This is a genomic window from Candidatus Omnitrophota bacterium (genome assembly GCA_041648975.1).
GTDB lineage: Bacteria > Omnitrophota > Gorgyraeia > 2-01-FULL-45-10 > 2-01-FULL-45-10 > JAQUSE01.
In genome coordinates, this window is sequence record JBAZNZ010000009.1 from 1 (window position 1) to 24,342 (window position 24,342).

General features: G+C 51.3%; 24 protein-coding genes, 1 tRNA gene and 1 pseudogene. 25 read left to right on the forward strand and 1 reads right to left on the reverse strand.

The window, feature by feature from the left end; genetic code table 11:
* The 14 genes and pseudogenes from purB to amrS form a co-directional block, all read left to right on the forward strand.
* The coding region (gene purB, locus WC592_03810) for an adenylosuccinate lyase (protein MFA4981578.1) at positions 1-1,240 on the forward strand (1,240 nt) is incomplete at its 5' end.
* A 106-nt stretch (positions 1,241-1,346) separates the two neighbouring features.
* Positions 1,347-2,051 carry a phosphoribosylaminoimidazolesuccinocarboxamide synthase gene (gene purC / locus WC592_03815; protein ID MFA4981579.1) on the forward strand — a complete coding sequence of 235 codons (705 nt, stop codon included), beginning with the start codon at positions 1,347-1,349 and terminating at the stop codon, positions 2,049-2,051.
* Positions 2,052-2,362: 311 nt separating this feature from the next.
* Complete coding sequence (purM, locus tag WC592_03820) at positions 2,363-3,361, forward strand: phosphoribosylformylglycinamidine cyclo-ligase (protein MFA4981580.1); 999 nt, start codon at positions 2,363-2,365, stop codon at positions 3,359-3,361.
* Complete coding sequence (gene purD / locus WC592_03825; GenBank protein MFA4981581.1) at positions 3,358-4,653, forward strand: phosphoribosylamine--glycine ligase; 1,296 nt, start codon at positions 3,358-3,360, stop codon at positions 4,651-4,653. Before purM ends, purD begins: the two co-directional genes overlap by 4 nt.
* A gap of 19 nt (positions 4,654-4,672) precedes the next feature.
* Positions 4,673-5,164, forward strand: coding sequence for a 5-(carboxyamino)imidazole ribonucleotide mutase (gene purE / locus WC592_03830; protein MFA4981582.1), 492 nt, complete (start codon positions 4,673-4,675; stop codon positions 5,162-5,164).
* Between the two features lie 7 nt (positions 5,165-5,171).
* Entirely contained in the window at positions 5,172-5,768 is a 597-nt protein-coding gene (locus WC592_03835) for an L-threonylcarbamoyladenylate synthase (GenBank protein ID MFA4981583.1), read from the forward strand.
* Entirely contained in the window at positions 5,765-6,241 is a 477-nt protein-coding gene (locus WC592_03840; GenBank protein MFA4981584.1) for a low molecular weight protein arginine phosphatase, read from the forward strand. The genes WC592_03835 and WC592_03840 overlap by 4 nt, the downstream gene beginning before the upstream one ends.
* Positions 6,238-6,711 carry a ribose 5-phosphate isomerase B gene (rpiB, locus tag WC592_03845; protein MFA4981585.1) on the forward strand — a complete coding sequence of 158 codons (474 nt, stop codon included), beginning with the start codon at positions 6,238-6,240 and terminating at the stop codon, positions 6,709-6,711. The genes WC592_03840 and rpiB overlap by 4 nt, the downstream gene beginning before the upstream one ends.
* A gap of 102 nt (positions 6,712-6,813) precedes the next feature.
* Positions 6,814-8,076 (forward strand): serine hydroxymethyltransferase, encoded by a 1,263-nt coding sequence (glyA, locus tag WC592_03850; protein MFA4981586.1) that lies wholly within the window; start codon positions 6,814-6,816, stop codon positions 8,074-8,076.
* 3 nt (positions 8,077-8,079) lie between these two features.
* A pseudogene (locus WC592_03855) lies at positions 8,080-8,517 on the forward strand (cytidine/deoxycytidylate deaminase family protein).
* Positions 8,518-8,906: 389 nt separating this feature from the next.
* Positions 8,907-9,056, forward strand: a complete 150-nt coding sequence (locus tag WC592_03860; protein ID MFA4981587.1) for a hypothetical protein — start codon at positions 8,907-8,909, stop codon at positions 9,054-9,056.
* 14 nt (positions 9,057-9,070) lie between these two features.
* Positions 9,071-9,613 carry a peptidylprolyl isomerase gene (locus tag WC592_03865; protein MFA4981588.1) on the forward strand — a complete coding sequence of 181 codons (543 nt, stop codon included), beginning with the start codon at positions 9,071-9,073 and terminating at the stop codon, positions 9,611-9,613.
* 11 nt (positions 9,614-9,624) lie between these two features.
* Entirely contained in the window at positions 9,625-10,074 is a 450-nt protein-coding gene (gene nrdR / locus WC592_03870) for a transcriptional regulator NrdR (GenBank protein ID MFA4981589.1), read from the forward strand.
* A gap of 12 nt (positions 10,075-10,086) precedes the next feature.
* Entirely contained in the window at positions 10,087-10,938 is an 852-nt protein-coding gene (gene amrS, locus WC592_03875) for an AmmeMemoRadiSam system radical SAM enzyme (GenBank protein MFA4981590.1), read from the forward strand.
* Positions 10,939-10,944: 6 nt separating this feature from the next.
* Here amrS and WC592_03880 read toward each other — a convergent pair whose 3' ends face one another.
* Positions 10,945-12,150, reverse strand: coding sequence for a peptidylprolyl isomerase (locus WC592_03880; protein MFA4981591.1), 1,206 nt, complete (start codon positions 12,148-12,150; stop codon positions 10,945-10,947).
* 156 nt (positions 12,151-12,306) lie between these two features.
* Between WC592_03880 and hisG the strand changes: the two genes are divergently transcribed.
* The 11 genes from hisG to WC592_03935 all read left to right on the forward strand — a co-directional run bounded on the left by hisG (position 12,307) and on the right by WC592_03935 (position 24,316).
* A complete protein-coding gene (gene hisG, locus WC592_03885; protein MFA4981592.1) occupies positions 12,307-13,191 on the forward strand; it encodes an ATP phosphoribosyltransferase in 885 nt (294 codons plus the stop codon).
* Between the two features lie 339 nt (positions 13,192-13,530).
* Entirely contained in the window at positions 13,531-15,066 is a 1,536-nt protein-coding gene (locus tag WC592_03890; GenBank protein MFA4981593.1) for a tetratricopeptide repeat protein, read from the forward strand.
* Positions 15,067-15,184: 118 nt separating this feature from the next.
* Positions 15,185-16,018 (forward strand): transketolase, encoded by an 834-nt coding sequence (locus tag WC592_03895; GenBank protein ID MFA4981594.1) that lies wholly within the window; start codon positions 15,185-15,187, stop codon positions 16,016-16,018.
* Between the two features lie 95 nt (positions 16,019-16,113).
* A complete protein-coding gene (locus WC592_03900) occupies positions 16,114-17,766 on the forward strand; it encodes an AAA family ATPase (GenBank protein ID MFA4981595.1) in 1,653 nt (550 codons plus the stop codon).
* Between the two features lie 18 nt (positions 17,767-17,784).
* Positions 17,785-18,789: a hypothetical protein gene (locus WC592_03905; protein MFA4981596.1), complete on the forward strand. Its 1,005-nt coding sequence runs from the start codon at positions 17,785-17,787 to the stop codon at positions 18,787-18,789.
* 20 nt (positions 18,790-18,809) lie between these two features.
* On the forward strand, positions 18,810-19,763 hold the full coding sequence (locus WC592_03910) for a transketolase family protein (protein MFA4981597.1): 954 nt from the start codon (positions 18,810-18,812) through the stop codon (positions 19,761-19,763).
* Positions 19,764-19,773: 10 nt separating this feature from the next.
* The gene (ispE, locus tag WC592_03915) at positions 19,774-20,712 is read left to right on the forward strand and encodes a 4-(cytidine 5'-diphospho)-2-C-methyl-D-erythritol kinase (GenBank protein ID MFA4981598.1); all 939 of its coding nucleotides are present in this window, start codon (positions 19,774-19,776) and stop codon (positions 20,710-20,712) included.
* Between the two features lie 95 nt (positions 20,713-20,807).
* Positions 20,808-21,302: a septation protein SpoVG family protein gene (locus tag WC592_03920; protein ID MFA4981599.1), complete on the forward strand. Its 495-nt coding sequence runs from the start codon at positions 20,808-20,810 to the stop codon at positions 21,300-21,302.
* Between the two features lie 508 nt (positions 21,303-21,810).
* A tRNA-Gln gene (locus tag WC592_03925) sits at positions 21,811-21,884 on the forward strand.
* Between the two features lie 122 nt (positions 21,885-22,006).
* A complete protein-coding gene (locus WC592_03930; protein ID MFA4981600.1) occupies positions 22,007-23,275 on the forward strand; it encodes a sugar phosphate nucleotidyltransferase in 1,269 nt (422 codons plus the stop codon).
* 99 nt (positions 23,276-23,374) lie between these two features.
* Positions 23,375-24,316 carry a ribose-phosphate pyrophosphokinase gene (locus WC592_03935; GenBank protein ID MFA4981601.1) on the forward strand — a complete coding sequence of 314 codons (942 nt, stop codon included), beginning with the start codon at positions 23,375-23,377 and terminating at the stop codon, positions 24,314-24,316.
* Positions 24,317-24,342 lie beyond the last annotated feature (26 nt).

Sequence of the window (24,342 nt, forward strand, 5' to 3'; positions counted from 1 at the left end):
CCGCTTCAGGAAGATGCTCGACGTGGAGCTATTCGCGTGCGAAGCGCTGGCTAAGCTTGGGAAGATCCCCAAAGGGGCGCTCTTCCAGATACAGAAAAAGGCCAGATTCGACGTCGACAGGATCAGAGAGATCGAGGCCGAGACGAACCACGATGTAATAGCTTTCCTGAAGAACCTCTCCGAAAATATCGGCGACGACGCGAAATACATACACAAAGGACTTACCTCGAGTGATGTCCTCGATACGGCTCTATCCGTCCAGATGCAGGAGGCCTGCGACATCCTGATCGACGACGTAAAGAAGCTGATGGGCCAGCTCAAGAGGAAGGCAAACCGTTATAAAAAGACCCTCATGATCGGCAGGACGCATTCGGTCCATGCCGAGCCGATGACATTCGGCCTTAAGATGGCGCTCTATTACGATGAGACGAGGCGTAACCTCGACCGGTTAAAACGCGCCCGCGAAGCGATATCGGTCGGAAAGATATCCGGCGCCGTCGGTACATATGCCAATATAGACCCTTTTGTCGAGACATATACATGTAAGAAACTCGGCCTGAAGAGCGCTCACATATCGACCCAGATACTCCAGCGCGACCGGCACGCGGAATTCCTGAACGCTATCGCCATTACAGGAAGTTCCCTGGAAAAATTCGCTACGGAATTCAGGAACCTCCAGCACACGGAGATCGGCGAGGTCGAGGAATATTTTTCCCCGACGCAAAAAGGCTCGAGTGCCATGCCCCACAAGAAGAACCCCATCATATGCGAGCGCATATGCGGGATGGCCAGGATATTGAGGGCCAACGCCATGGCGTCGATGGAAGACATCGTATTATGGCATGAGCGCGATATCTCCCACTCGTCCGTCGAACGCGTCGTCCTGCCGGATTCGACCATACTTCTCGATTACATGCTGGACAAATTCATGATGGTCGTTGCCCACCTCGTCGTCCATGAGGACAGGATGCGTGATAATCTTAACAGGTCGCAGGGGATAGTATTTTCCGGGAAACTGCTACTCGACCTGATCGACAAGGGGCTTACCCGCAACGAGGCCTACGATAAGATACAGAAGGCGGCGTTCCTCGCGAAGCAGGAGAAACTCGATTTTAAGGAAGCGCTATTGAAGAACGACGGGATGAGGTCGATATTGAGCGCGAAGGAGATAGAGGACGTGTTCGATTTCAAATATCATCTGAAGAATGTAGACAGGATATTCGGGCGGGTCGGGATTTGAAGAAGTAACCAGAAACCAGTTACCAGAATGGTCAGACTGTCGATTTTTTCTTTTTCTGGTTACTTTCTTTCTGGTTACTGGTAACTATTGAATAAATGGAGAATCCATGCAGAAACTGAAACAGATCTACGAAGGCAAGGCGAAAAAGCTATATGAAACCGAGGACGCGGACCTGTTGATCCAGGAATTCAAAGACGACGCGACGGCGTTCGACGCGACCAAGAGAGGCACCATCCTGAACAAAGGGGTGATAAACAATAAACTCTCCGAGAAGATATTCACGATGCTGGAGAAGAAGGGCGTGCCCACCCATCTCGTGAAGCGCCTTAACGACAGGGACATGCTCATAAAGAAAGTGAAGATCGTCCCGATCGAGGTGACGATACGCAACATCGTCGCCGGCGGAATGGCAAAGCTCCTGGGGCTGGAAGAGGGGATCGTCCTGAAAGAGCCGGTCCTGGAGTACCATTATAAAGAGGACAAACTGCACGACCCGCTCATAAACGATTACCACATAAAAGCGCTCGATATCGCCACGGCAAAAGAGCTGGATGATATTAGTAAATATTCGTTCAAGATAAACGACGTGCTGAAGGATTTCTTCGACTCGAAAGGCCTCATCCTGGTCGATTTCAAGCTGGAGTTCGGCAGATTTAAGAATAAGATTATCCTTGCCGACGAGATATCGCCCGATACCTGCAGGCTCTGGGACAAGACGACGAAAGAGAAGCTCGATAAGGACCGTTTCCGCAGGGACCTCGGCAACGTGGAAGAGGCTTATCAGGAAGTGCTGCGAAGAGTGATGGAGTAGATGGAAAATTTTTCGCTTAATCCTTGCGCCAATGGCCGAACCGGCCAGTGGGCTTCGCCTAATTTCCCCGCCCGGAGCATAACAGGGGGCGGGGTCCCGCCAAAGTGAAACGACGGCGGGATGATATCAAGGGTATTTAGGTATTATCTAGGTTATATCGGTTAGCTTTATTCTTATGGTAACTATGGCGCTAAAGCGCTTTGGGTATTAGCTAGACGTTATCAAAATTTACGGCTCAACCCACATGGCCGATTTGCCATCGTCGCCACAATAAAGCGAAAAGATTTTACTTGAGAAACAGGTTAAAAGATATGAAACATGTTACTTACAAATCAGCCGGTGTCGATATAAATAAAGCGAACGCGCTCGTGAGGGACTATAAGCGTTTCGCGAGCGCGACGAAGATAAAAGGCGTAGTGAGCGACGTGGGGAGTTTCGGCGCGCTCTTCAGGCCTGACTTTAAATCGTTCAAGGACCCCGTATTAGTCTCCTCCACAGACGGCGTCGGCACAAAACTTAAAGTTGCGTTCCTGGCGGACAAACACGATACGATCGGGATAGACCTGGTCGCTATGAGCGCGAACGATATATTGTGCTCGGGCGCCGAGGGATTATTTTTCCTCGATTACATAGCTACGGGCAAAGTCAAGCCGCGCGTCCTGAGGGATGTAGTTAAAGGGATAGCCGAGGGCTGCCGCGAAGCGGGTTTCGCTCTCGTCGGCGGAGAGACGGCGGAGATGCCGGGCATATACAAAGAGGGCGAGTACGATCTGGCGGGATTCGGCGTCGGCATAGTCGACAGGCAGTCCGTAATAAACGGAAAAGAGATAAAACCCGGCGACATCGTGCTCGGCCTGGAGTCTAGCGGTATCCATTCGAACGGATATTCCCTGGTCCGCAAGGTCTTCAGTGGGGCGGAACTTAAAGCCCACGCGGATGAGTTTTTAAAACCCACCCGTCTTTACGCGAGGCCTGTTCTGGCATTAAAAAAGAAGATTAAGATTAAAGGCATCGCCCACATAACGGGCGGGGCCTTTTACGATAAGATACCCCGCATAATCCCCAAAGGCATGTCGATCGAGATAGATAAATATTCATGGCGAGCGCCTCTTATATTTTCCATAATGAAGAAGAAGGGCAATATCGATGACCATGAGATGTACAGGACATTCAATATGGGGATAGGGATGGTCCTGGTATTGGATAAACGGGATGTCGACAAGGCAATAGATATTCTATCGAAGTCTGGCCTCAAGTCGTATGTAATAGGCAGGGTTATCAAGGGTAAGAAAGAAGTTATAATAAAATGAGAGTGTTAGTTGTCGGTTCAGGCGGAAGAGAGCACGCGCTCTGCTGGAAGATAGCCCAGAGCCTCCAATGCGCAAAACTATACTGCGCTCCCGGTAGCGGCGGCATATCCGAAGTCGCCGAGTGCGTAAATATAAAAGTCGATGACATAGACGCGCTGCTAAAATTCGCAAAAGATAAACATATCGACCTTACGGTTGTAGGCCCCGAAGCGCCGCTCGTCAAGGGCATAGTAGACGCGTTCAAAAAGGAAGGGCTTAAGATATTCGGCCCCTCGAAAGACCTGGCGGCCCTGGAAGGCTCTAAGGTATTCGCGAAAGAGCTGATGAAGAAACTGGGCGTGCCGACTGCGGATTTCAGGGTATTCAGTAAATTCGACGAGGCCTTAAAGTACGTGACGGAGGTGAAAGAGCCGCCTGTAGTGATCAAGGCGGACGGACTGGCCGCAGGCAAAGGCGTCATGGTCTGCGGGACGATCGAGGAAGCAAGGTTCGCGCTAAAGAGCATAATGGTCGACAGGGCCTTCGGCGCGTCGGGCGACAGGGTGATCGTCGAAGATTGCCTTGTCGGCGAAGAGGCTTCGATAATAGTCATCTCCGACGGGAAAAATATTGTGCCGCTCGCTTCGAGCCAGGACCATAAGAGGGTGTTCAACAGCGACAGGGGAGCCAATACCGGAGGGATGGGCGCTTATTCTCCCGCGCCGGTGGTCACCGGTGAACTTTTTAAGAAGATACTCGACACAGTGATACATCCCGTAATAAACGGCCTTTCCAGAGAAGGGAAGCCGTATGTCGGGGCGCTCTACGCCGGCATCATGCTGACGAAGAGCGGACCGTATGTCCTGGAGTTCAACGCGCGTTTCGGCGATCCTGAAACGCAGGCGATCATGCCCAGGTTGAAGTCCGACCTGCTTGACGCGCTGGACAAAGCCGTTACAGGCTCTCTCGGCGGCTATAAGATGGAATGGGACCCGAGACCCTGCGTCTCCGTAGTGATGGCGTCGGGCGGCTATCCCGGGAATTATGATAAAGGCGTAGAGATACGCGGGCTGAACGACGCCAGGAAGCTTAAAGATGTGGCCGTCTTCCATGCAGGCACGAAGATGGGAAGCCGCTCTACCGACGGCAAGAACCTCTTCATCACGAACGGCGGGAGGGTTCTGAACGTAACAGCGCTGGGCAAGGATATGTCAGGCGCTATAGAGACCGTATATAACGCCGTAAGGAAGATCAATTTTGATAAGATGCATTTCAGGACGGACATAGGGCATCGGGCGCTTAATAAAGCATAAAAGCAAAAAAGGAAACGATATGTCCAACAAGACTAAAGTAGCGATCATAATGGGAAGCGACTCGGATTTACCGGTGATGACCGAAGCGGCGAAGATACTGGAAGAGAATAAGGCCGGTTTTGAGCTGAAGATACTCTCGGCTCACCGTTCGCCGGACGACGCCGCGAAATTCGCGAAGTCAGCGCGTAAACGCGGCATCAAAGTCATAATAGCGGGCGCCGGCGGGGCCGCGCACCTGGCGGGCGTCGTCGCCAGCCACACTACGCTGCCGGTCATAGGCGTTCCGATGGAGACGAGGGAGCTTAAAGGCATAGATTCGCTTCTCTCGACTGTGCAGATGCCGTCCGGCATCCCTGTCGCTACAGTCACTATAGGAAAGACGGGAGCGAAGAACGCCGCGATACTCGCTCTGCAGATATTGAGCCTGTCCGACAAGGGCGCGGAGAAGAGGCTCGATGCGCTGAAAAAGCGGCTGGTCGAAGATATAAGGAATAAGAATAAAAAACTTTAAGACGGTAGTGCTTAAGATCGATCCGGTCCATCCGGATAAGAAGGCGATAGCCGCCGCCGCAAAGGTGATACGGTCAGGCGGCCTGGTCGCGTTCCCTACGGAGACAGTTTACGGCCTGGCGGCAAGTCTCCTGGATGAAAAAGCGCTCGATCGGCTTTACAGAGTAAAGAAGCGTCCGCGCGGCAAGCCGTTCACGGTCCACATTTCGGATCCGGCTTGCGTCAGGGACGCCGGTTACAAGATAACGAAAGAGGCGCGGCGCCTCATTAAGGAATTCTGGCCCGGCCCTCTTACTATAATATTGCGATCGCGCCGGGGTAAAAAAATCGGCTTCAGGATGCCGGACCATCGGGTGGCGCTCGAGCTGATAAAAAAGTCCGGTGTGCCGGTCGTTGCGCCCAGCGCCAATATAAGCGGCAGACGCGCCCCTGTCAACGCGGAAGATGTCTTGCGCTCTCTCGGCGGCAAGATCGATATGGTACTCGACGCAGGTCCTGCCGATATAGGGATAGAATCGACAGTGATAGATATGACAGTGACGCCTCCTACGATATTGCGCGAAGGAGCGATAAAAAAAGAAGATATTTTGAAAGCGGTATCATGAGCAATATTAAATCGGTCCTCTTCGTCTGCACCGGAAACTCATGCAGGTCCGTAATGGCGGAAGGGCTCCTGAAAAAACGTTTAAAGGAACTTGGGAAAACCGGGATAGAGGTGAAGTCCGCCGGCGTAAGGGCGATCGCCGGATTCCCTCCGACCGACGAAACGATCAGCGTCATGAAGGAATCGGGCGCGGATGTATCCGGCCACAAGTCGAAGAACCTGACAGACGAGATGATAAAGGCCTCCGACATTATACTGGTCATGGAACCGCTGCATAAATTCGATGTGATAAGACGCGTACCGGATGCTGCGTCCAAGACCTATATCCTGCAGGAATTCGCCGATAAAGGTAAGTCCGGCAAGCATGAAAAAGAGTCCGGCGTGCCCGATCCGATAGGCAATACGATAGACTATTATAAAAAGTGCCTGGACGTGATCAATAAAGAGATAAACAAAATTGCGGAGATGTTATGATGAAAAAGATAGCGATAGGAAGCGACCACGGCGGTTATGAATTAAAACAGAAGATATCGGATTTCCTGAAGGAGGAAGGGTACGGCGTGGAAGATATTGGGACCCACTCCAAGGAATCCTGCGATTATCCGATGATAGGGTTTGAGGTGGCGAAAGCCGTCGGGGACGGCAAGGCGGGCCGCGGCATCCTCATATGCAAGACGGGCGTCGGCATGGTGATAATAGCGAACAAGGTCCACGGCGTGCGGGCCGCGGCGTGTTACGATACGGATATAGCTAAATCATCGAGAGAGCACAACGACTGCAACATCATAGTCCTCGCCGCCAGTTACACCGATTTTAAAAAGGCGAAAGAGATACTGAAGATATGGCTTAAGACCGATCACGCGGGGGACCGCCACGCCAGGCGGGTCAAGCAGATCAGGGAGATCGAATCAACCCTTCGGCTGCGCCGGCCTAAAATTCGGTGATTCGCTCAGGGTTGATGCTGAGCGTCCCTCGGCTTCGCTCGGGGCTAGCCCTGAGTTTGTCGAAGGACGAAGTTGAAGCATCAAAAATAAAGGAACGCTGAAATGGGTAATTTAAAGAAGTCCGATAAAGAGATATACGACGCGATACTGGAGGAAGCCAGGCGCGAGGCGGGCAACCTCGAGCTCATCGCGAGCGAGAATTTTGTAAGCGAGGAGGTGCTGGAGGCGCAAGGTTCGGTCCTCACCAATAAATACGCCGAGGGTTATCCGCGCGCGAGATGGTACAACGGATGCGTTAACGCGGACACGGTCGAAGACCTGGCGATAGCGAGGGCGAAGTCGCTCTTCGGCGCGGAGCATGTCAATGTCCAGCCGCACGCCGGCACGCCGGCCAACATGGTTGTCTATTTCGCTGCGCTTAATGTAGGCGATACCGTGCTTGCCATGGATCTGGCCTGCGGCGGGCACCTTTCGCACGGCAACCCGCACAATTTCTCAGGCAAGCTCTACAATATCGTGCCGTACGGCGTCGATAAGAAGACCGAGATGCTCGATTACGACCGGATCGCGGAACTGGCCAAAGAGCACAAGCCGAAGATGATAGTCGCGGGCGCGTCGGCTTACGCCAGGGAGATAGATTTCAAGAAGTTCAGGGCAATAGCCGATTCCGTCGGCGCGCTCCTCTTCGTCGACATCGCCCACATAGCCGGGCTCGTCGCCGGAGGCGTCCACCAGAGCCCGGTCCCGTACGCGGAGTTCGTCACCTCCACGACGCACAAGACACTGCGCGGCCCAAGAGGCGCTTTTATAATGTGCAAAGAGAAGTTCGCCAGGGCCATAGATATCGGGGTCTTCCCCGGCGCGCAGGGCGGGCCGCTCATGCATATAATAGCCGCCAAGGCCGTATGTTTTAAAGAGGCGATGCGGCCGGAATTCAAGGTCTATCAAAAACAGATCGTCGCCAATGCCAGGGTTTTCGCCGGCGAGATGGCGAAGCTCGGATACAGGATATGCACAGGCGGTACCGATACACACCTCTTCCTGGTCGATCTTACGGATAAGGATATGACCGGTAAGGACGCCGCCGGCGCGCTGGATCGCGCGCGCATCACCGTAAATAAGAACCTCATACCGTACGATCCTAAACCTGCGGCAGTGGCGAGCGGGATCAGGATAGGCACGCCCGCCGTTACGGCGCGCGGCATGAAAGAGGACGAGATGAGGCAGATAGCGCGCCTTATAGATACCGTCCTGAAGGCTCCGGAAGACGGGAAGAAACTGCAGGGCGTCAGGGATGAAGTGGCCTCGCTCGTAAAAAGATTCCCGCTCTATAGTGATCTCATAAAAAAACTGGAGAAGGAATGACCTATGGCTAAAAATTTACGGCCTTCCTGGGATGAATATTTTCTGAGCATCGCGGAGCTTGTATCAAAACGATCGACGTGCCTGCGCCGCAGGGTAGGCGCGGTCCTCGTCAAGGACAAGAGGATACTCGCGACCGGCTATAACGGTGCGCCAAGTTCGATAGAGCATTGCGATAAGACTGGATGTATCAGGGAGAAACTGAAGGTACCGTCGGGCGAGCGCCACGAACTGTGCCGCGGGCTCCACGCGGAGCAAAACGCGTTTCTGCAGGCGGCCCTGCACGGGACGAGCCTGAAGGATTCGACCCTTTATTGCACCACCCAGCCGTGCGTGATATGCGCGAAGATGATAATAAACGCCGGCATAAAAGAGATAGCCATAAAAGGCGATTACCCCGATAAGATGTCTAAACGCCTTTTACGCGAAGCGAAGATAAAGGTCAGGATGCTGGGGGCCGCGTTAGTTTTCCTGGCGTTCTGCCAATCGACCTCAGCGGACGGCCTGGACGCGCTTATAGCGGTCGGGAAAAGCCAGGGGGAGATAGCCAGGTCCCATGCCCAGGAGACCAGGAACTACGAAAGCGTTAAGGCCGCGATAGAACGCGGCGCCCTGAAAAAAGGCATGCCTAAAGACAGCATACGCAAGCTTTACGGGGATCCGGTAATAGAATTTAATGACGCGAACGCCGGGAAGGAGAAATGGGTATATAAGGACGCTGCCGGCACTTTTTTTGACGGAATGAAGATCTACCTGATATTCGACGCCGCAGGGAACCTGGAAGATACCCAAATCGTGGAAAAAAAAGAAAGACGAAAAGAAGTGACCTCGATATGAAGAGGCTTGCCCTCCTCTTAATTGCTTGCGCGCTCCTGGCAGGATGCTCCGGTATCCCGCTGAATGAAGGCGGACTTGAGTTAAATAAAAATACCACCGCCACCCTGGATGGAGACGCTGTAGCCAGAGTCACGAACCATTTTTGAGAAAGGAAGAACGGATGAAGATATTCAAGATCATGCTTATCTTATGCGTCACCAACCTTTTTATAGGAGGAGCCTTTGCCGTGGATAACAAGACAGTCGTCCTGGAGACGAACCAGGGGAACATAGAGATAAAACTTATGCCGGAGGTAGCGCCGAAGGCCTGTGAAAATTTCGCCGGCCTTGCGGAGAAAGGATATTACAACGGGACGGTCTTTCACAGGGTCATCAAGGAATTCATGATACAGGGCGGCGACCCTACAGGGACCGGCAGGAACGGCGCGTCTATCTGGGGCATACCATTTCAGGATGAGGTGCGTAAGGACGTCGTTTTCGACAGGCCGGGGCTGGTCGCGATGGCCAATTCCGGGCCTAACACGAACGGCAGCCAGTTCTTCATCACCACCGCGAAGACCCCGTGGCTTAACATGCGCCACACGATCTTCGGCGAGGTCGTTTCGGGTTATGACGTAGTCCAGAAGATAGAGAATACGCGCACAAACGGCGCCGTAAACAAGCCCGTCAGCGAACAGAAGATAATAAAAGCTTACCTAAAATAGACGAGGGGCATATGCGTTGCCCGTACTGCGGGAGCAGGAGAGACTGCGTTATCGATTCGCGCACCGCGAAGGACGGCTTGAATGTCCGTCGCCGCAGGCATTGCCTTAAGTGCAAAAGGCGGTTCACGACGTATGAACACGTCGAGCATATCCCGCTCATGGTAATAAAGAAAGACGGCCGCCGCGAGCCTTTTTCCAGGGAAAAGCTGATGAACGGCATCATCGTCGCCTGCGAAAAGAGGCCCGTAAGCATTAAACGCATAGAAAAGCTTGTGGATGAGATCGAGCGCGACCTGGAGAAGAACCACGACAGAGAAGCCGGATCTAAAGAGGTCGGCGAGCTTGTCATGAAGGCGCTGCGAACGCTGGATGAGATAGCCTATGTGAGGTTCGCCTCCGTGTACAGGCAGTTCAGGGATGCGGGCCAGTTCGTCAAGGAGCTGAAGAAATTTTTGAGGTGAGAGGCGGACACTATGCGCGAAGCCCTTTATTACGAAAAGCTCGATGCGCGGCGCGTCCACTGCCACCTGTGCCCCAATGAGTGTGCGATCCCGCCGGGTGGGAGAGGGGCATGCGGCGTCAGGATGAACAAGTCAGGCGCGCTGTATACCGAAGTATACGGGAAGACGACGGGCGTCGCCCTCGACCCGATAGAAAAGAAACCGCTGTACCGCTACCATCCCGGCGAACATATACTATCGCTGGGCACAAAAGGCTGCAATCTCCACTGCGATTTCTGCCAGAACTGGCACATATCGCAGGAGGTCGACAGCCCCACGCAGAATATCACATCCGAAGAAGTGATCGCGAAGGCTAAGGCCCTCGGCTCGTTCGGCATAGCCTATACCTATAATGAGCCGTTCATATGGTATGAATTTGTCCTCGACACCGCGCGCCTGGCGAAGAAGGACGGATTAAAGAACGTGCTTGTGACGAACGGGTATGTCAATATGGGGCCTCTCGAGGGCATGCTTCCGGTCATAGACGCGATGAACATAGACCTGAAGTCGATCGACGAGAAGTTCTATTCTAAGATATGCAGGGGGAGCCTCAAGCCGGTCCTGGATGTAATAAAGGCCTCGGCTAAACGTTGCCATGTAGAACTTACCAACCTTCTGATACCTACCCTTAACGATTCCGAAGCGGATGTCGCGAAGATGGTCGACTGGATATATACAAACCTGGGGAGCGATGTGCCCCTTCACCTGTCCCGTTATTTCCCGTGCTACAGGATGAACCTGCCGCCGACGTCTTTAACGTCACTGAGCAGGGCGGAATCGATAGCGAAGAAGAAATTGAAGTATGTGTATGTGGGGAACGTCTGACGCTTTTTATCGGTAGTACTTCTCGTAATCGCTCAGGTCTATATTCAATTTGGCCTTCTTTTTCAGTGAATTTATCCAGCCCTCCAAAACCTCTATCCTCTTTTCGTTGATGAGCTTATTCTTATACTCTTCCTTCTCCTTATCGAATTTTTCAGCGTCATACGGTGCTATCTCGAGGATCTTGAATATTACGGCGCCTTTCCTGGCGTCGACGACCTCCGATATCTCATTCTTTTTCAATTTAAACGCGGCGTCTACCAGGGCAGAGCCTTCTCCGATGCCTTCGACATAGTCCGGTCTGGAAAACAGTTTCGTCTGCTCGAGCGAAAAGCCAAGCTCGGATACCGCGTCCTCGAAGCTCAAAAAATCCATGTTCATCTCTTCTACTATCTTCTCGCGGAGTTCCCACGCGTAATCCGTCGCAAGAGGTTTGGCCCGATCCAGCGCCAGGCGCGTCTTTACGCTTTCGTATACGTCCTTGAGTTCCGCGGTCTTCAACGTGATCTGCTTCGTCTCCGGATCCTTCGCCGGCATCAGGAACTCAGATCCGTGTTTTTCATAGTAATCGTTTATCTCGCTGTCTTCTACCTTTGACTTGTCCATGAAATTCTCCGCGGGAATGATGACGTAAACAAGCGCGTATTTTTCGTTATTTTTCCGGTAGTCATCCAGCGCTTCCGCGTCGGCCACCTTAATATCTTTCGCGACGATGTCGTGCATCTTCTGTATGGTGAGGTTCTCCCGCATGACCTCTTCGAAATTCCTAGGGTAAAGGCCCAGATTATTACGCAGGACATATTCGTACAGCCTGTCGTCAAACTTGCCGTTCCTGACGAACATGGGATGCGTCTTTATGGCCTTTATCACCTCCGCGTCTGTTACCTTTATCTTATTCTTCCGCGCTTCCCCGGCCATCAATATCCTGTCCCATGCCAGCCTTCCCATCAGATCCTTGTCCTTCATGAACATATCAAGAGCCTGCGGCTGGTTGAAGTAATTCATAAGTATCTGCGCCTTTACGCAGTTGAGACTTTGGGCGAACTCATCAAAGGTCACTTTCTTATTGTCTACAAGGCCGGCGTATTTCGGCCCTTTACTTTTCCCGCCGCCAAGGTTGCCCGTTCCCCACAGGACGAATGCCGGCATTATCAGTATCACGAGCGCCCAGAATACTATCTTCGATATGTGTTTTTGTCTCAATATCTTAAGCATCGCTTCCCCCGATTTGCTACAGTTTTTGATAGAACTACATCTACATCATCCGATTATATGGCATAATACCTTTTTGTTCAATAACTAATTTTTCTGCCCGTTCTGTCCCCAAACTTACCTTGACTTTTATACCCATATTATGTAAAATAATTCAATATGAAAGAGAAGAGCTTAAAACTTAAATTGGGCCTGCCCAAGGGTAGCCTCCAGGAGGCTACCGTAAGGATGTTCCGCAAGGCCGGCTTCTATGTCGGCATAAGCGAACGGTCTTATTTCCCGTCAATAGACGACGACCGGATAGAGTGCATACTCTTCAGGGCGCAGGAGATGTCCCGCTATGTCGAGGATGGCATACTCGACGTAGGCATAACGGGCAACGACTGGATACTGGAGAACTCTTCCAATGTCGTGAGGGTCGCGGAACTGATATACGCGAAACAGAGCATGAGGCCGGTGAGATGGGTGCTTGCGGTCCCCCAGGATTCCAAAATAAAAAGCGTAAAAGACCTTAAGGGCAAATCTATCGCCACAGAACTTGTCAATGTGACGAAATCCTATTTGAAGAAGAATAAAGTGAAGGCGAATGTCGAATTCAGCTGGGGCGCGACCGAAGTCAAGGCCATTGTCGGAGTGGACGCTATCGTAGAGGTCACGGAGACGGGGTCATCGCTTCGGGCGAACAAATTAAGGGAGATCGCTACGGTGTGCGAGTCGACGACTCAGCTCATCGTCAACAGGAAGAGCTGGATGATACCGTGGAAGAGGGACAAGATAGAGAACCTGGCGATGCTCCTGAAGGGCGCGATACTGGCCGAAGAGAAGGTGGGGCTTAAGATGAACGTCGCGAAGAAAGACCTGAAGGTCGTTCTGGGGCTTCTGCCGGCGATGAAGAAACCGACGATATCGAACCTTGTAGACTCCGACTGGGTCGATATAGATACGATAATAGACGAGAAGGTAGTGAAGGACCTGATACCGAAATTGAAAAAAGCAGGCGCCGAGGGAATCATCGAGTACCCTTTAAACAAGGTGATTTATTAGTCATAAATTCTAAGCACGAAATCCGAAATTCGAAACAAATTCAATCTTTCGAATTTTCAAAACTGCTGTTTTGGTCGTTTGAATTTTGGTTATTTGATGTTGTTTCGTATTTCGATATTCGTATTTCGGATTTATAGTTTACTAGGAGGTGATATCCAATGCCTTGCGGACGTAAGCGTAAAAGAGCGAAGATGGCGAAGCATAAAAGAAAAAAAAGGATGAGAAGAGACCGCCATAAAAAGAAATAAGTCGTAAGCTGTAAGTTGTAAGTTTTAAGTTAAAAGCTTACAACTTACGACTTACAGCTTATAACTAAACCTCTGTTTAAGAGTCACTATAGTGCGCGCGACAAAATATATATTTTCCCTGGCAGTTCTCATTACACTTCTAATATCCACGGTCGATTTAGATGCTGTAATAGACATTTCCGCCAAAAAAAATCCGCTCTCGTTATGGGAAACGGTCGTCCAGAAGGTCCGCCCGACGAATGCGTTTTCCAGGTCGCTAGCCCATTTCACGATGGGCGTTATCAACGATAACGAGTCCAAGCCCGAAGACGCTATCCGGGAATACAAAGAGGCGATAGAGTCCGAGCCCGGCGTAAGCTACCTGCATACGAGGCTCGCCATAGATTATATACTTCTTAAGAAAGAAGACGACGCCGTCGAAGAATTGAAGACGGCCAAATCGCTTGACCCCTCCGACGTGAGGCCGAAGTTCCTCCTGGCGTTGACATATACGTCGCTGGGTATGCTTGAAGAGGCGCGCAGAGAGTACGAAGAGATAGCGCGGCTCGACCCGAACTCCATATGGGCGCTAAGTTCTTTGGCGGACATATTTGTATTACAGAAGAAGATGGCTGAGGCTGCCGCTGTATACGAGAAGCTTCTCGAGGATAAGAAAGACTCCGCCGTCCTGTATTTCAACCTTGCGGTCATCTACTCGAGGATGGAGAGGACCGACGAGGCCATAGAGATGCTTAAAGAGGCGGTCTCGGTAGACGGCGAATACGTCGAGGCGTATATAGGGCTCGGCATATTATATGAGATGAAAAAAGACCTCCCCGGCGCCATCCGTAATTTCGAAACGGCTCTTGAGAAAGATCCTCTGAATACGAAGCTATATCACCACATCGGCATCTTATACTATAAAGATAAGAAGGTAGACAGGGCGATAAAGAAATACGAGCTCTTGCTGAAGAATAATCCCAACGATCTCGACGCTTACATAGAGCTTTCGAATATATATCTGGGCGAAAAGAGGCCGCAGGACGCGATAAAGGCGCTCGACGCCGCGTTGGAGAGGGGTTCGAAGGAAGCGAGCCTGTATATAGCCCTGGGATTTACGTATACTGTCCTGGAGAGATACGATGAGGCGCTGAAGTTCTATAACACGGCGCTTGAGATAGATAGAGATGACCCGAAAGTCCATTTTTATCTCGGAGTCCTTTATGAAAAGAGAGGCGACAAAGAATTGGCCGCCGGAGAACTCAGGGAAGCGATAAGATTAGACCCGGATTTCGCGGACGCCTGTAATTACCTTGGGTACATGCTGGTAGAAAAGGGGGGAGCCTTGGACGAGGCCATCCTCCTTATAAAGAAGGCGCTGGAGACAGATCCCGATAATGCCGCTTATATAGATTCTCTCGGATGGGCGTATTTTAAGAATGGCATGACGGATGAGGCGCTTACGGAATTGGAGAAGGCGTTAAAGCTGGAACCGGGCGATCCCGAAATAAGGGACCATCTCGGTGAGGCGTACCTTAAGAAAGGTATGAAGGGTAGGGCAAGGGAAGAGTGGAAGAAGGCGCTCGAACTTAAACCCAGCAAGGATATGCAGGATAAAATTAGAGAGAAGCTGAGAAAGGCAAGGTAGGTTACGTAATGTTACGTAAAGTTAGTGAATGTTACGTAAGGTTACAAAAGTCTACTAACCTTACGTAACCTTAATTAACCTTCACTAGCCTTATGTAACCTTTTAATAGCGAGACCACATGAATAAACCCAACATATTAACTCTGAAAAAGAAAGCAGTAGATATACGCAAAGACATCCTGAAGATGTTGATGATTGCCGGTTCGGGTCATACTGGCGGCAGCCTTTCCATCGTCGAGATATTGATCTCGTTATACTATTATAAATTAAAACATAATCCAAAAGATCCCGGCTGGCAAGGGCGGGACAGATTTCTTTTGTCAAAAGGGCACGGATGCCCGGCGCACTACGCCGTCCTGGCCGATCTAGGATATTTCCCTAAAGATATGCTCTGGACGCTTCGCAAATTCGGCAGTAAACTGCAGGGCCACCCCCAGATAGGCCTGCCGGGAGTGGAAGTGTCGAGTGGTTCTCTGGGGCAGGGGCTGTCGATAGCGAACGGTATGGCGCTCGCCTCCCGCCTCGACAAGACAGGCATGAGGGTGTATTGCCTGATGGGCGACGGCGAGACGAACGAGGGCCAGGTATGGGAAGCGGCCATGACGTCAGCCCACTACAAGCTCGATAACGTATGCGCTATAATAGATTTCAACAAGCTGCAGATAGACGGTTTTTGCTGCGACGTGATGGACATGGGGCCGTATATCCATAAATGGAAAGACTTCGGCTGGCATGCCATCGAAACAGACGGCCATGATATTGCCAAGCTGATGGACGCGCTCGATGAGGCCTCCGGCGTAAAAGGCAAACCGACTATAATCATAGCCCATACCATAAAAGGTAAAGGCGTTTCATTTGTAGAGAACAAGGCGGAATGGCACGGCGTAGCCCCGTCGAGGGATCAGTATGAACGGGCCATTGAAGAGTTGGATAAGCAGTTAAAAGGGCTCTAGTTTCTTGAGTTATTTGCGTTTGTTGCGTTCAACGCAATAAACGCAATGAACTCAATGAACGCAATAAACCATAGTCAATTTACAAGGAGTTAATTATGTTATCCAGAAAAATGAAGATGTATATCAAGATGTATTGGGTGAGGATCGTCATCATACTTGCCGTGGTCCTGGTGGGATTCCTGGCGGTGTGGGGGCTCATGTCGCTCGAGTCTTTCTACAGGAAGATCACGCTCGCGACGATGCCGATCAACCTTATAATGGTAGCGCTGAACGCCACCATATTCGTGTTCATGTACATGATGTTCATGCAGGGCGGGCTTGCCAAGGTGTCGAAGTCGACGATAAAGGGCGAGCGCGTCAATGTGAAATGGGACGACGTCGTCGGCATGGAAGATGTAAAGGTGGAGGCCAGGGAAGTCGTCCAGCTCATATCGGACAGGGCGCGCCTGAAGAAGATAGGCGGGAAGATACTGCGCGGCATCCTTATGATAGGGCCTCCGGGGTGCGGAAAGACCTATATGGCCAAGGCGATAGCGACCGAGACGGGCCTGCCGTTCCTGGCGATGTCGGGCAGCGAATTCGTCGAGATATTTGTCGGGGTCGGAGCCTCCAGGGTGAGAAGGCTGTTCAAAAAAGCCAGGGAGCTCGCGTACGGTTACGGCGGCTGCATTGTTTTTATAGACGAACTCGATGCCATCGCGAGAAAAAGAGTATTCTCGGTATTCGGCGGGACGGAAGAGACGAACTCCACGCAGAACCAGCTTCTCGCCGAGATGGACGGCCTGCAGGAGATAAAGGATAAAGACGGAAATCCGTCGTCTGAGCAGAACGTCATCATCATCGGCGCTACCAACGCCCCTGAAGACAACCTCGACCGGGCGCTCTTGAGGCCCGGCAGGTTCGACAGAAAACTTTATATAGATAAGCCGGGGCTGGAGGATAGGGAGAAGCTCTTCAAGTTTTATCTCGATAAGATACAGCATGATCCTTCGATAGACGTAGCGCGGCTTGCTCGAAAAGCCGTATATAAATCTCCGGCAGATATTGAAAATATAATCAAGGAAGCGGCGCTCATCGCCACAAGAGATAATCGCGACGTCATAAAGCTGGAAGACATCTCGGAGGCGATCGAGAGGGTCGACATGGGCATGAAACATAAGCGGACCATGCCCCCGCGGGAGCGCGAGATGGTAGCCTGGCACGAGACCGGGCACCTCGTCACTACGTATCTCCTGCATCCGACTAAGGATGTCTTCAAAGCTTCGATCATAGGGCGGAAATCGTCGCTTGGCGTCGTCCACTCGAATTTAAGGGAAGAATGGCATGTGGACACCAGAGAAGTGCTTATCGCCGATATCAAGATATGCCTGGCGAGTTATGTGATAGAGAAGATGAAGTTCAATACGACCTCGAACGGTGTGGACATGGATTTCAAACAGGCCATGACTATAGCCCATAATATGGTCTGGAGATGGGGCATGAACGACGCCGGCCTCGTCGGCGATTACACGCTCATCCCGGAAACACAATTGTCCGAAAATACGAAAGACGCCCTGAATAAAGAGACCGACAAGATTATGCAGGCATGCGTAAAGAGCGTCGAAGAGCTGCTGAAGAACGAATGGACCATCGCGGAGAGATTTGCCAAAGAACTCCTCGCGAAAGATGAGCTGGATTACGACGATATAGAGGCGATCTTCAAGGAATACGGCAAGACGCACACGAACAGCGAATGGCAGAAGAAATAAGAGGCGGGCATCTTGGGAATGAAAACAAAGCGGACCTGTTCTTTAATTTTACTGGTTACTGGTTACTGGTTACTGGTTACTTTTTTAAACGGTTGCACCCCGACATACCCTAAAGAGAAATTTAAGGAATGCATACTTGAGGTATGTAAAAAGGAATATAAGGTAGACGTCAAGGTCGGCGCGGCCGGCAAGACGGTGGCGATATACCTGCCGCTTGAGAATCTGCTCGATTTCACATTCGCCATAACAAAAGAGGCGAGCGAGCATATAAACGACGTGCTGCTTAGCGTATCGCGCGTCTCGTTGTCGACGGACGCGGACTATGACTTTTATGTTATCATCGCCCATGATATCCGTATCCCGGAGATACAGATAGTTATTATCAAGTCCGTGGACGATGTGAAGAGGTTCATGTTGAACGATATATCCAGGGGAGAATACGGCAAGAGGATGCTCATAGACCTGCGCATGAATCCCCAGGCGCAGAAAGAACGCGCCGTAAAAGAGATATTCCAGAAGATGAACCTCGATAAGAAGTGGCAGGAAGACGTGATGAACGACTTCTTCAGGGCCGAGCCGACGGCGCTTAGCGATATCGGGTACTGGAATAACAGGTTTTATGTTAAAGATATCGCGATGACCGAATTCCTGGCGGAACAGGTAGCCTCCAGGATCAAAATAGATTTCAGGGAGGACAAGAAATTATCGGACGCGTTTTCGGTCAAGTCGTCCAAGGGGCGGTATCTGGACAAAAACGGCAAACGTTATTTCCAGTTCGACCTGTCGATAGGGCCCGGTTCGCCCGAAGCGTTGGTGGATGAAAATTACCCGGGCAGGATACTCGAGGAAGCCCTTAAGATCGCCGTAAACGTGCTCCGCGGTTACTTCTTCGAAGATTATGATTACATAGAGATAGTCAATCAGGCCGATAAGAAGATGATAAGGGTTTCCCGGGAAGACGCGGAGAGATTCAGGACGAAAAAGATAAAATTCAAGGATATACTTATAGAAGGTATCGCGTAGGGCATACAGGGGAGTCTAATGTGAGCGCAGGCAACTTTAAGATGGTCCCGACGAGAGACGGTTTCGGCGAGGGCCTGATAGAACTGGGGAAACGGAATAAGGATGTCGTCGTCCTGTCGGCCGACCTGACCGATTCGACAAGGGCGGCCTGGTTCAAAAAACAGTTCCCGGAGAGGTTCTTCGGTATGGGTGTTGCCGAACAGGACATGATCGGAACCGCGGCCGGATTAGCGCTAATGGGAAAGATCCCGTTCGCGTGCACATTCGGGGTTTTCGCGTCGGGCAGGGCGTGGGACCAGATAAGGATATCGGCCGCTTATATGAACATTAACGTGAAGATAGCCGGCACCCACGGCGGCATCTCCGTCGGACCGGACGGCGCCACTCACCAGGCGCTTGAGGAGATAGCGCTTATGCGGATCCTGCCTAATATGACCGTGATCGTCCCGTGCGACGCGCTTGAAGCTAAGAAGGCGACGATAGAAGCCGCCGGGACCAGGGGGCCTGTATATATAAGGCTGGGCAGAAGCGGGATGCCCGTCATTACGCGTCCCGACGATGTATTCAAGATAGGCAAGTCGGTCATGATGAGGGATGGCAAAGACCTGACCATATTTGCCTGCGGCCAGATGGTATACGAGTCGATGCTGGCGTGCGATATGCTGGAAAAAGACGGCATAGGCGCGCGGCTTATAAATCTGCACACCCCGAAACCGATAGACAAGGACGCCGTCATTAAGGCAGCACGCGATACGGGGGCCATAGTCACGGCGGAAGAGCATTTGATCGCCGGCGGTATGGGCAGCGCCATAGCGGAGATCGTGGTCCAGGAATGCCCTGTACCGATGAAGATGGTCGGCGTTAAGGATAAATTCGGCACATCCGGCGAGCCGGACGAGCTGTTCGAATACTTCGGCCTTACGGCGAAACATATTGTATCATCCGCGAGAGAGGTCCTCGCAAAAAAGCGGTAGACAGATCGATATGACATCCATAGAATTAACTGCGCCTGCTAAAGTAAACCTCGTCCTAAAGATCCTCGGCAAGCGAAAAGACTCCTATCACAATATCTATACTCTATTTGAGAAGATATCCCTTTGCGACCGTATACGGATAACAAAGATTCGGGAAGGCATTATCGTCTCTTCGGATAGATTTATTACGCGTAGCCCTAAAGATAACCTGGTGTATAAAGCCGCCAAGCTGTTTCTGGGGCGCCATAAGCTGAAATACGGCGTAAAGATAGACATTAAGAAGAAGATACCGATAGCGGGCGGCCTTGGCGGAGGCAGTTCGGACGCCGCAAGTGTCCTTATGGGAATGGACAGGCTGTTCGGGTTGAAGATAGGCAGAGCCGGATTGTTAAGTCTTGCCGCCAGGCTGGGTTCCGACGTCCCGTTCTTTATCCTGGACGTACCGTTTGCCGTCGGCAGGGGCCGGGGAGAGCGTCTGGAGAAGGCTGATGTAAGAAAACGCCTCTGGCACTTGATAATCTATCCCGGTTTCAAGGTATCCACAAAGGATGTTTACGAGGCTTTTGACGCCCATCAAGAGGCCTTGGTCCCTCGCCGGGGCTCGGGATCAAGGCCTGAGCATTTGCCGAAGGCCTTGACAACACGCCATTGCGGTGATAGAATAATCCGTCAATCGGCGGGTTCTATGGACTTTGGCGAGATCGAATCTATGCTTTACAACGACCTTGAAGAGACGGTTATAGCTAAAAAAGAGACGATCGGTAAGGTAATAGAACGCTTGGCTTCTTCTCTAAACAAGAAAGCGATTGTATCGGGAAGCGGGCCAAGCGTATTTTGTCTCTATAGGGACGGAAAGGAGGCGCTCGCCGCTAAAAGAAGGCTTTTGGGTAGCCTGCCGGCGCCTGAACGGGCAAGCTGGCAGGTATTTGTCGCGAAAACAGAGAAATAAGGTAAGTAATGTTAATTTGAGGAATTTGCGCCTCGGCAATCAAAATATTGCCTCGGCATAAATTTTTCTTCGAAAAATTTAGGAGCTTATACACCATGGAGATCACGGAGATAAAGATTTTTATGAAAGAAGGGCAGGACAAGAAGCTAAAGGCTTACGCGACGCTTACGCTCGATAACGCGTTCGTCGTCAGGAACGTGAAGGTCATAGAAGGCACAAAAGGCCTCTTCGTCGCTATGCCTTCCAGGAAGATAAAAGAGCCTTGCCCTAAGTGCGGTTTCAGGAATGCGGTGAGGAGCAAATACTGCAACCAGTGCGGCGGTAGCCTCCCGCAGAGCCACGAGCCCAGGCCGGTTCAGCCGGGAGAAGATATGGCAAGACAGTCGGAGCACAAGGATATCGCGCATCCGATAACCGCGGAATGCAGGGACTACATACAGAAGAAAGTCCTGGATGCTTACGAGAATGAAAAAACGAAAGGTCCTTCGACTCGACCGAGCGCTCCGTCAACCGTTCCACAGAGCGCCCCGCAGCACAGGGGCCCTCACGCTATCGGAGACGTCGAGGAGGATAACGATATAGAGTTATAAGACAGTTCAGCAAGTCAGTTTGCAACATCCCGAGGCCTATGGCCGAGGGATAAAATTTTTCGCTCCACCACAGGGCAGCTTAACGGCAGGCGCCCTTTCGGCTAATTTTGCCGTCAAGAGTATTTGAGTTTGATAGTAGTTATATATTTTTTTATCTTGCCGTTATGGATACAACGGTTTAAAGAGTTTAGATTATGGTGCAGCCTCGGCAAAATATGACGCCTCAAGGGCTACCTGCCGTTATCTGCCCTTGCAGTCAGAGTGAAGAAATTTTACTGGAGAGGCGGGGCGGCTGGTAAGACGTTATCAAAATTTACGGCTCCCGCCTGCCAGCGAGAGACTGCTTCAGGCGGGCAGGCAACCCACGTGGCCGGTTGCCGTCGTCGCCATAATAGAGCGAAAAAATTTTGTCTGGGAGGACAAGGAAAATTTCGCTCCAGCAACGACCCAAAAGTTCTGCCATCTGACGGGCCGAAAAATTATATCGGAGGAACAAGTTGGATGGGATTGCCCGGTGGTGTAATGGTAGCACACCAGCCTTTGGAGCTGTGGGTCCTGGTTCGAATCCAGGCTGGGCAACCAAATTTCGCCTGAGTTAGACTACGACGAAATTTGATCCTGAGAACGCGACGAATAGGAGCGTTCGAAGGACCTGATCAGTTCATGAGTAACTGTTGAAGTCGAAGAACAATAAAGAACATTTTATGAAAAACATAACAGCGATTATACTTGCGGCGGGAAGAGGGACGAGGATGAAGTCCGACGTACCTAAGGTCCTTCATAAGATACTGGGGCGTCCTATCATCTCTTATGTGCTTGACGCTGTCGGGGACGCCGGTATTTCCAAGACGGTGACCGTCGCCGGATTCGGTATCGACAGACTTAAAGAGTTGTTAGGGGAAGAGACTAAAGTCGTTATCCAGAGGAAGCTCCTCGGCAGCGGCGACGCGGTCAAGACGGCAAAGAGGGTCCTTGGGAAACATCCCGGCGATATCCTCGTTATCTGCGGAGATACGCCGCTTATCAAGCCCCGGACGATAAAGGATATCATCGAAAGGCATAAGGCCGCCGGGGCAAGCGCCACCCTTCTGACGGTCAGGTTAAAAGATCCCGCAGGCTACGGCAGGATAATACGGTCGAACGCCGGCAAGATAGTAAAGATCATGGAAGAGGAAGACGCCCATTCTTACGGCGAAGTTGTTAACGAAATTAACGTCGGCACTTATTGTTTTAAGGCAAAAGACCTTTTTGAAGCGCTATCCGGTATAAGGCCCAATAACAGGAAGAAAGAATTTTTCCTGACCGACGTAATAGAAATTCTGGGTAAAAAAGGTTTGCCGGTAGAAGCGGTTTCGGCCAAAGACGCGAGCGAGATGATAGGCATAAATACGAGAAAAGACCTGGCTGTTGCTACGGCTACAGTCAAGAGCAGGATATTGAACGAGCTTATGGACGCAGGCGTTACGATAGAAGACCCGCTATCGACCGTAATATATCCGGGCGCGAAGATCGGCCGCGATACGGTCATTTACGCAAATACATATATAGAATCGGATGTGGAGATAGGCGCCTCCTGCCTTATAGGCCCTTTTACGCGGCTAAGAAAAGGCGTGCGTATAGGCAACCGTGTTGAGGTGGGGAATTTTGTGGAGCTTGTCAGGACAGAAGTGGGCGACGATACAAAGGTAAAACATCATACTTATCTTGGAGATACTAAGTTAGGGAAGTCAGCCAATATCGGCGCCGGCGTCATTACGGCAAACTACGACGGGAAGAATAAGAATAGGACCATTATAGAAGACGGAGCTTTCATAGGCGTCGGGGCCAGGCTGATAGCGCCCCTGTCGATCGGCAAAGGCGCAGTCGTCGGAGCAGGGGCAGTCGTGCCTAAGAACCACGATGTCCCGAAAGGCGCGACGGTGTTGGGCGTGCCGGCGAGGATATTAAAAAAAAGGTTACATAACGTTACGTAAGGTTAGCGAAGGTTACGTAACGTTAATAAAACTCAAGCAACCTTACATAACCTTAATTAACTTTCACTACCATTACGTAACATAAAAAGGGGTTTGACCATGAAAAATCACCTGCTAATATTCAGCGGTAATTCAAACAAGAAGCTTACCGTCGACATCTGTAAATATCTGGGGGTGGAGCTGGGCGACGCGTCGCTCGACACTTTCTCCGACGGAGAGATCCGATTCAAGATAAACGAGAACGTCCGCGGACATGATGTATTCGTGGTCCAGTCGACGTGTTCCCCGACGAATGATTATCTCATGGAGCTCCTAATCATGATAGACGCGCTCAAACGGTCTTCGGCCCGGCGCATAACCGCGGTATTGCCGTATTTCGGTTACGCCAGACAGGACAGGAAAGACCAGCCGCGCGTCCCGATAACGGCGAAGCTCGTCGCTAACCTGCTCACCCAGGCCGGCGCCGACAGGGTGCTTACGATAGACCTGCACGCCGGGCAGATCCAGGGCTTCTTTGACATACCGCTCGACCACCTCTTCGCTTTTAAATTAATGACCGACCATATTAAAAAGATGAAATTGGATAAGAATATCGTAGTAGTCTCGCCCGACGTCGGCGGCATAAAGACTGCCAGGGCCTACGCCAAAGGGCTTAAACGCAACCTCGCCATCGTCGATAAAAGGCGCGTCAATGATAAAGAGGCGGAAGTGATGCATATAATGGGAGACGTCAAGGGTAAGGACGTTGTGCTTGTGGATGACATGGTGGCTACCGCAGGTTCTCTCGTTGAGGCCGTCGAAGCGCTGAAGAAGGAAGGGGCCAATGATGTTTACGCGGCTATTACCCATCCGGTCCTTTGCGGCCCGGCAATAGAGAGACTTAAGAGATCGGCGCTTAAAGAATTGATCGTTACCGATACCATACCTATAGGCAAAGAGAAGGCGATTAAGAACATTAAAGTCCTGTCTGTCGCCCCGCTTCTGGGGGAGGCGATAAAGAGGATACATGAAGAAGAATCGATAAGCGTGTTGTTTAACTGAAATTACCACTGATGGGTAAAAAGGAG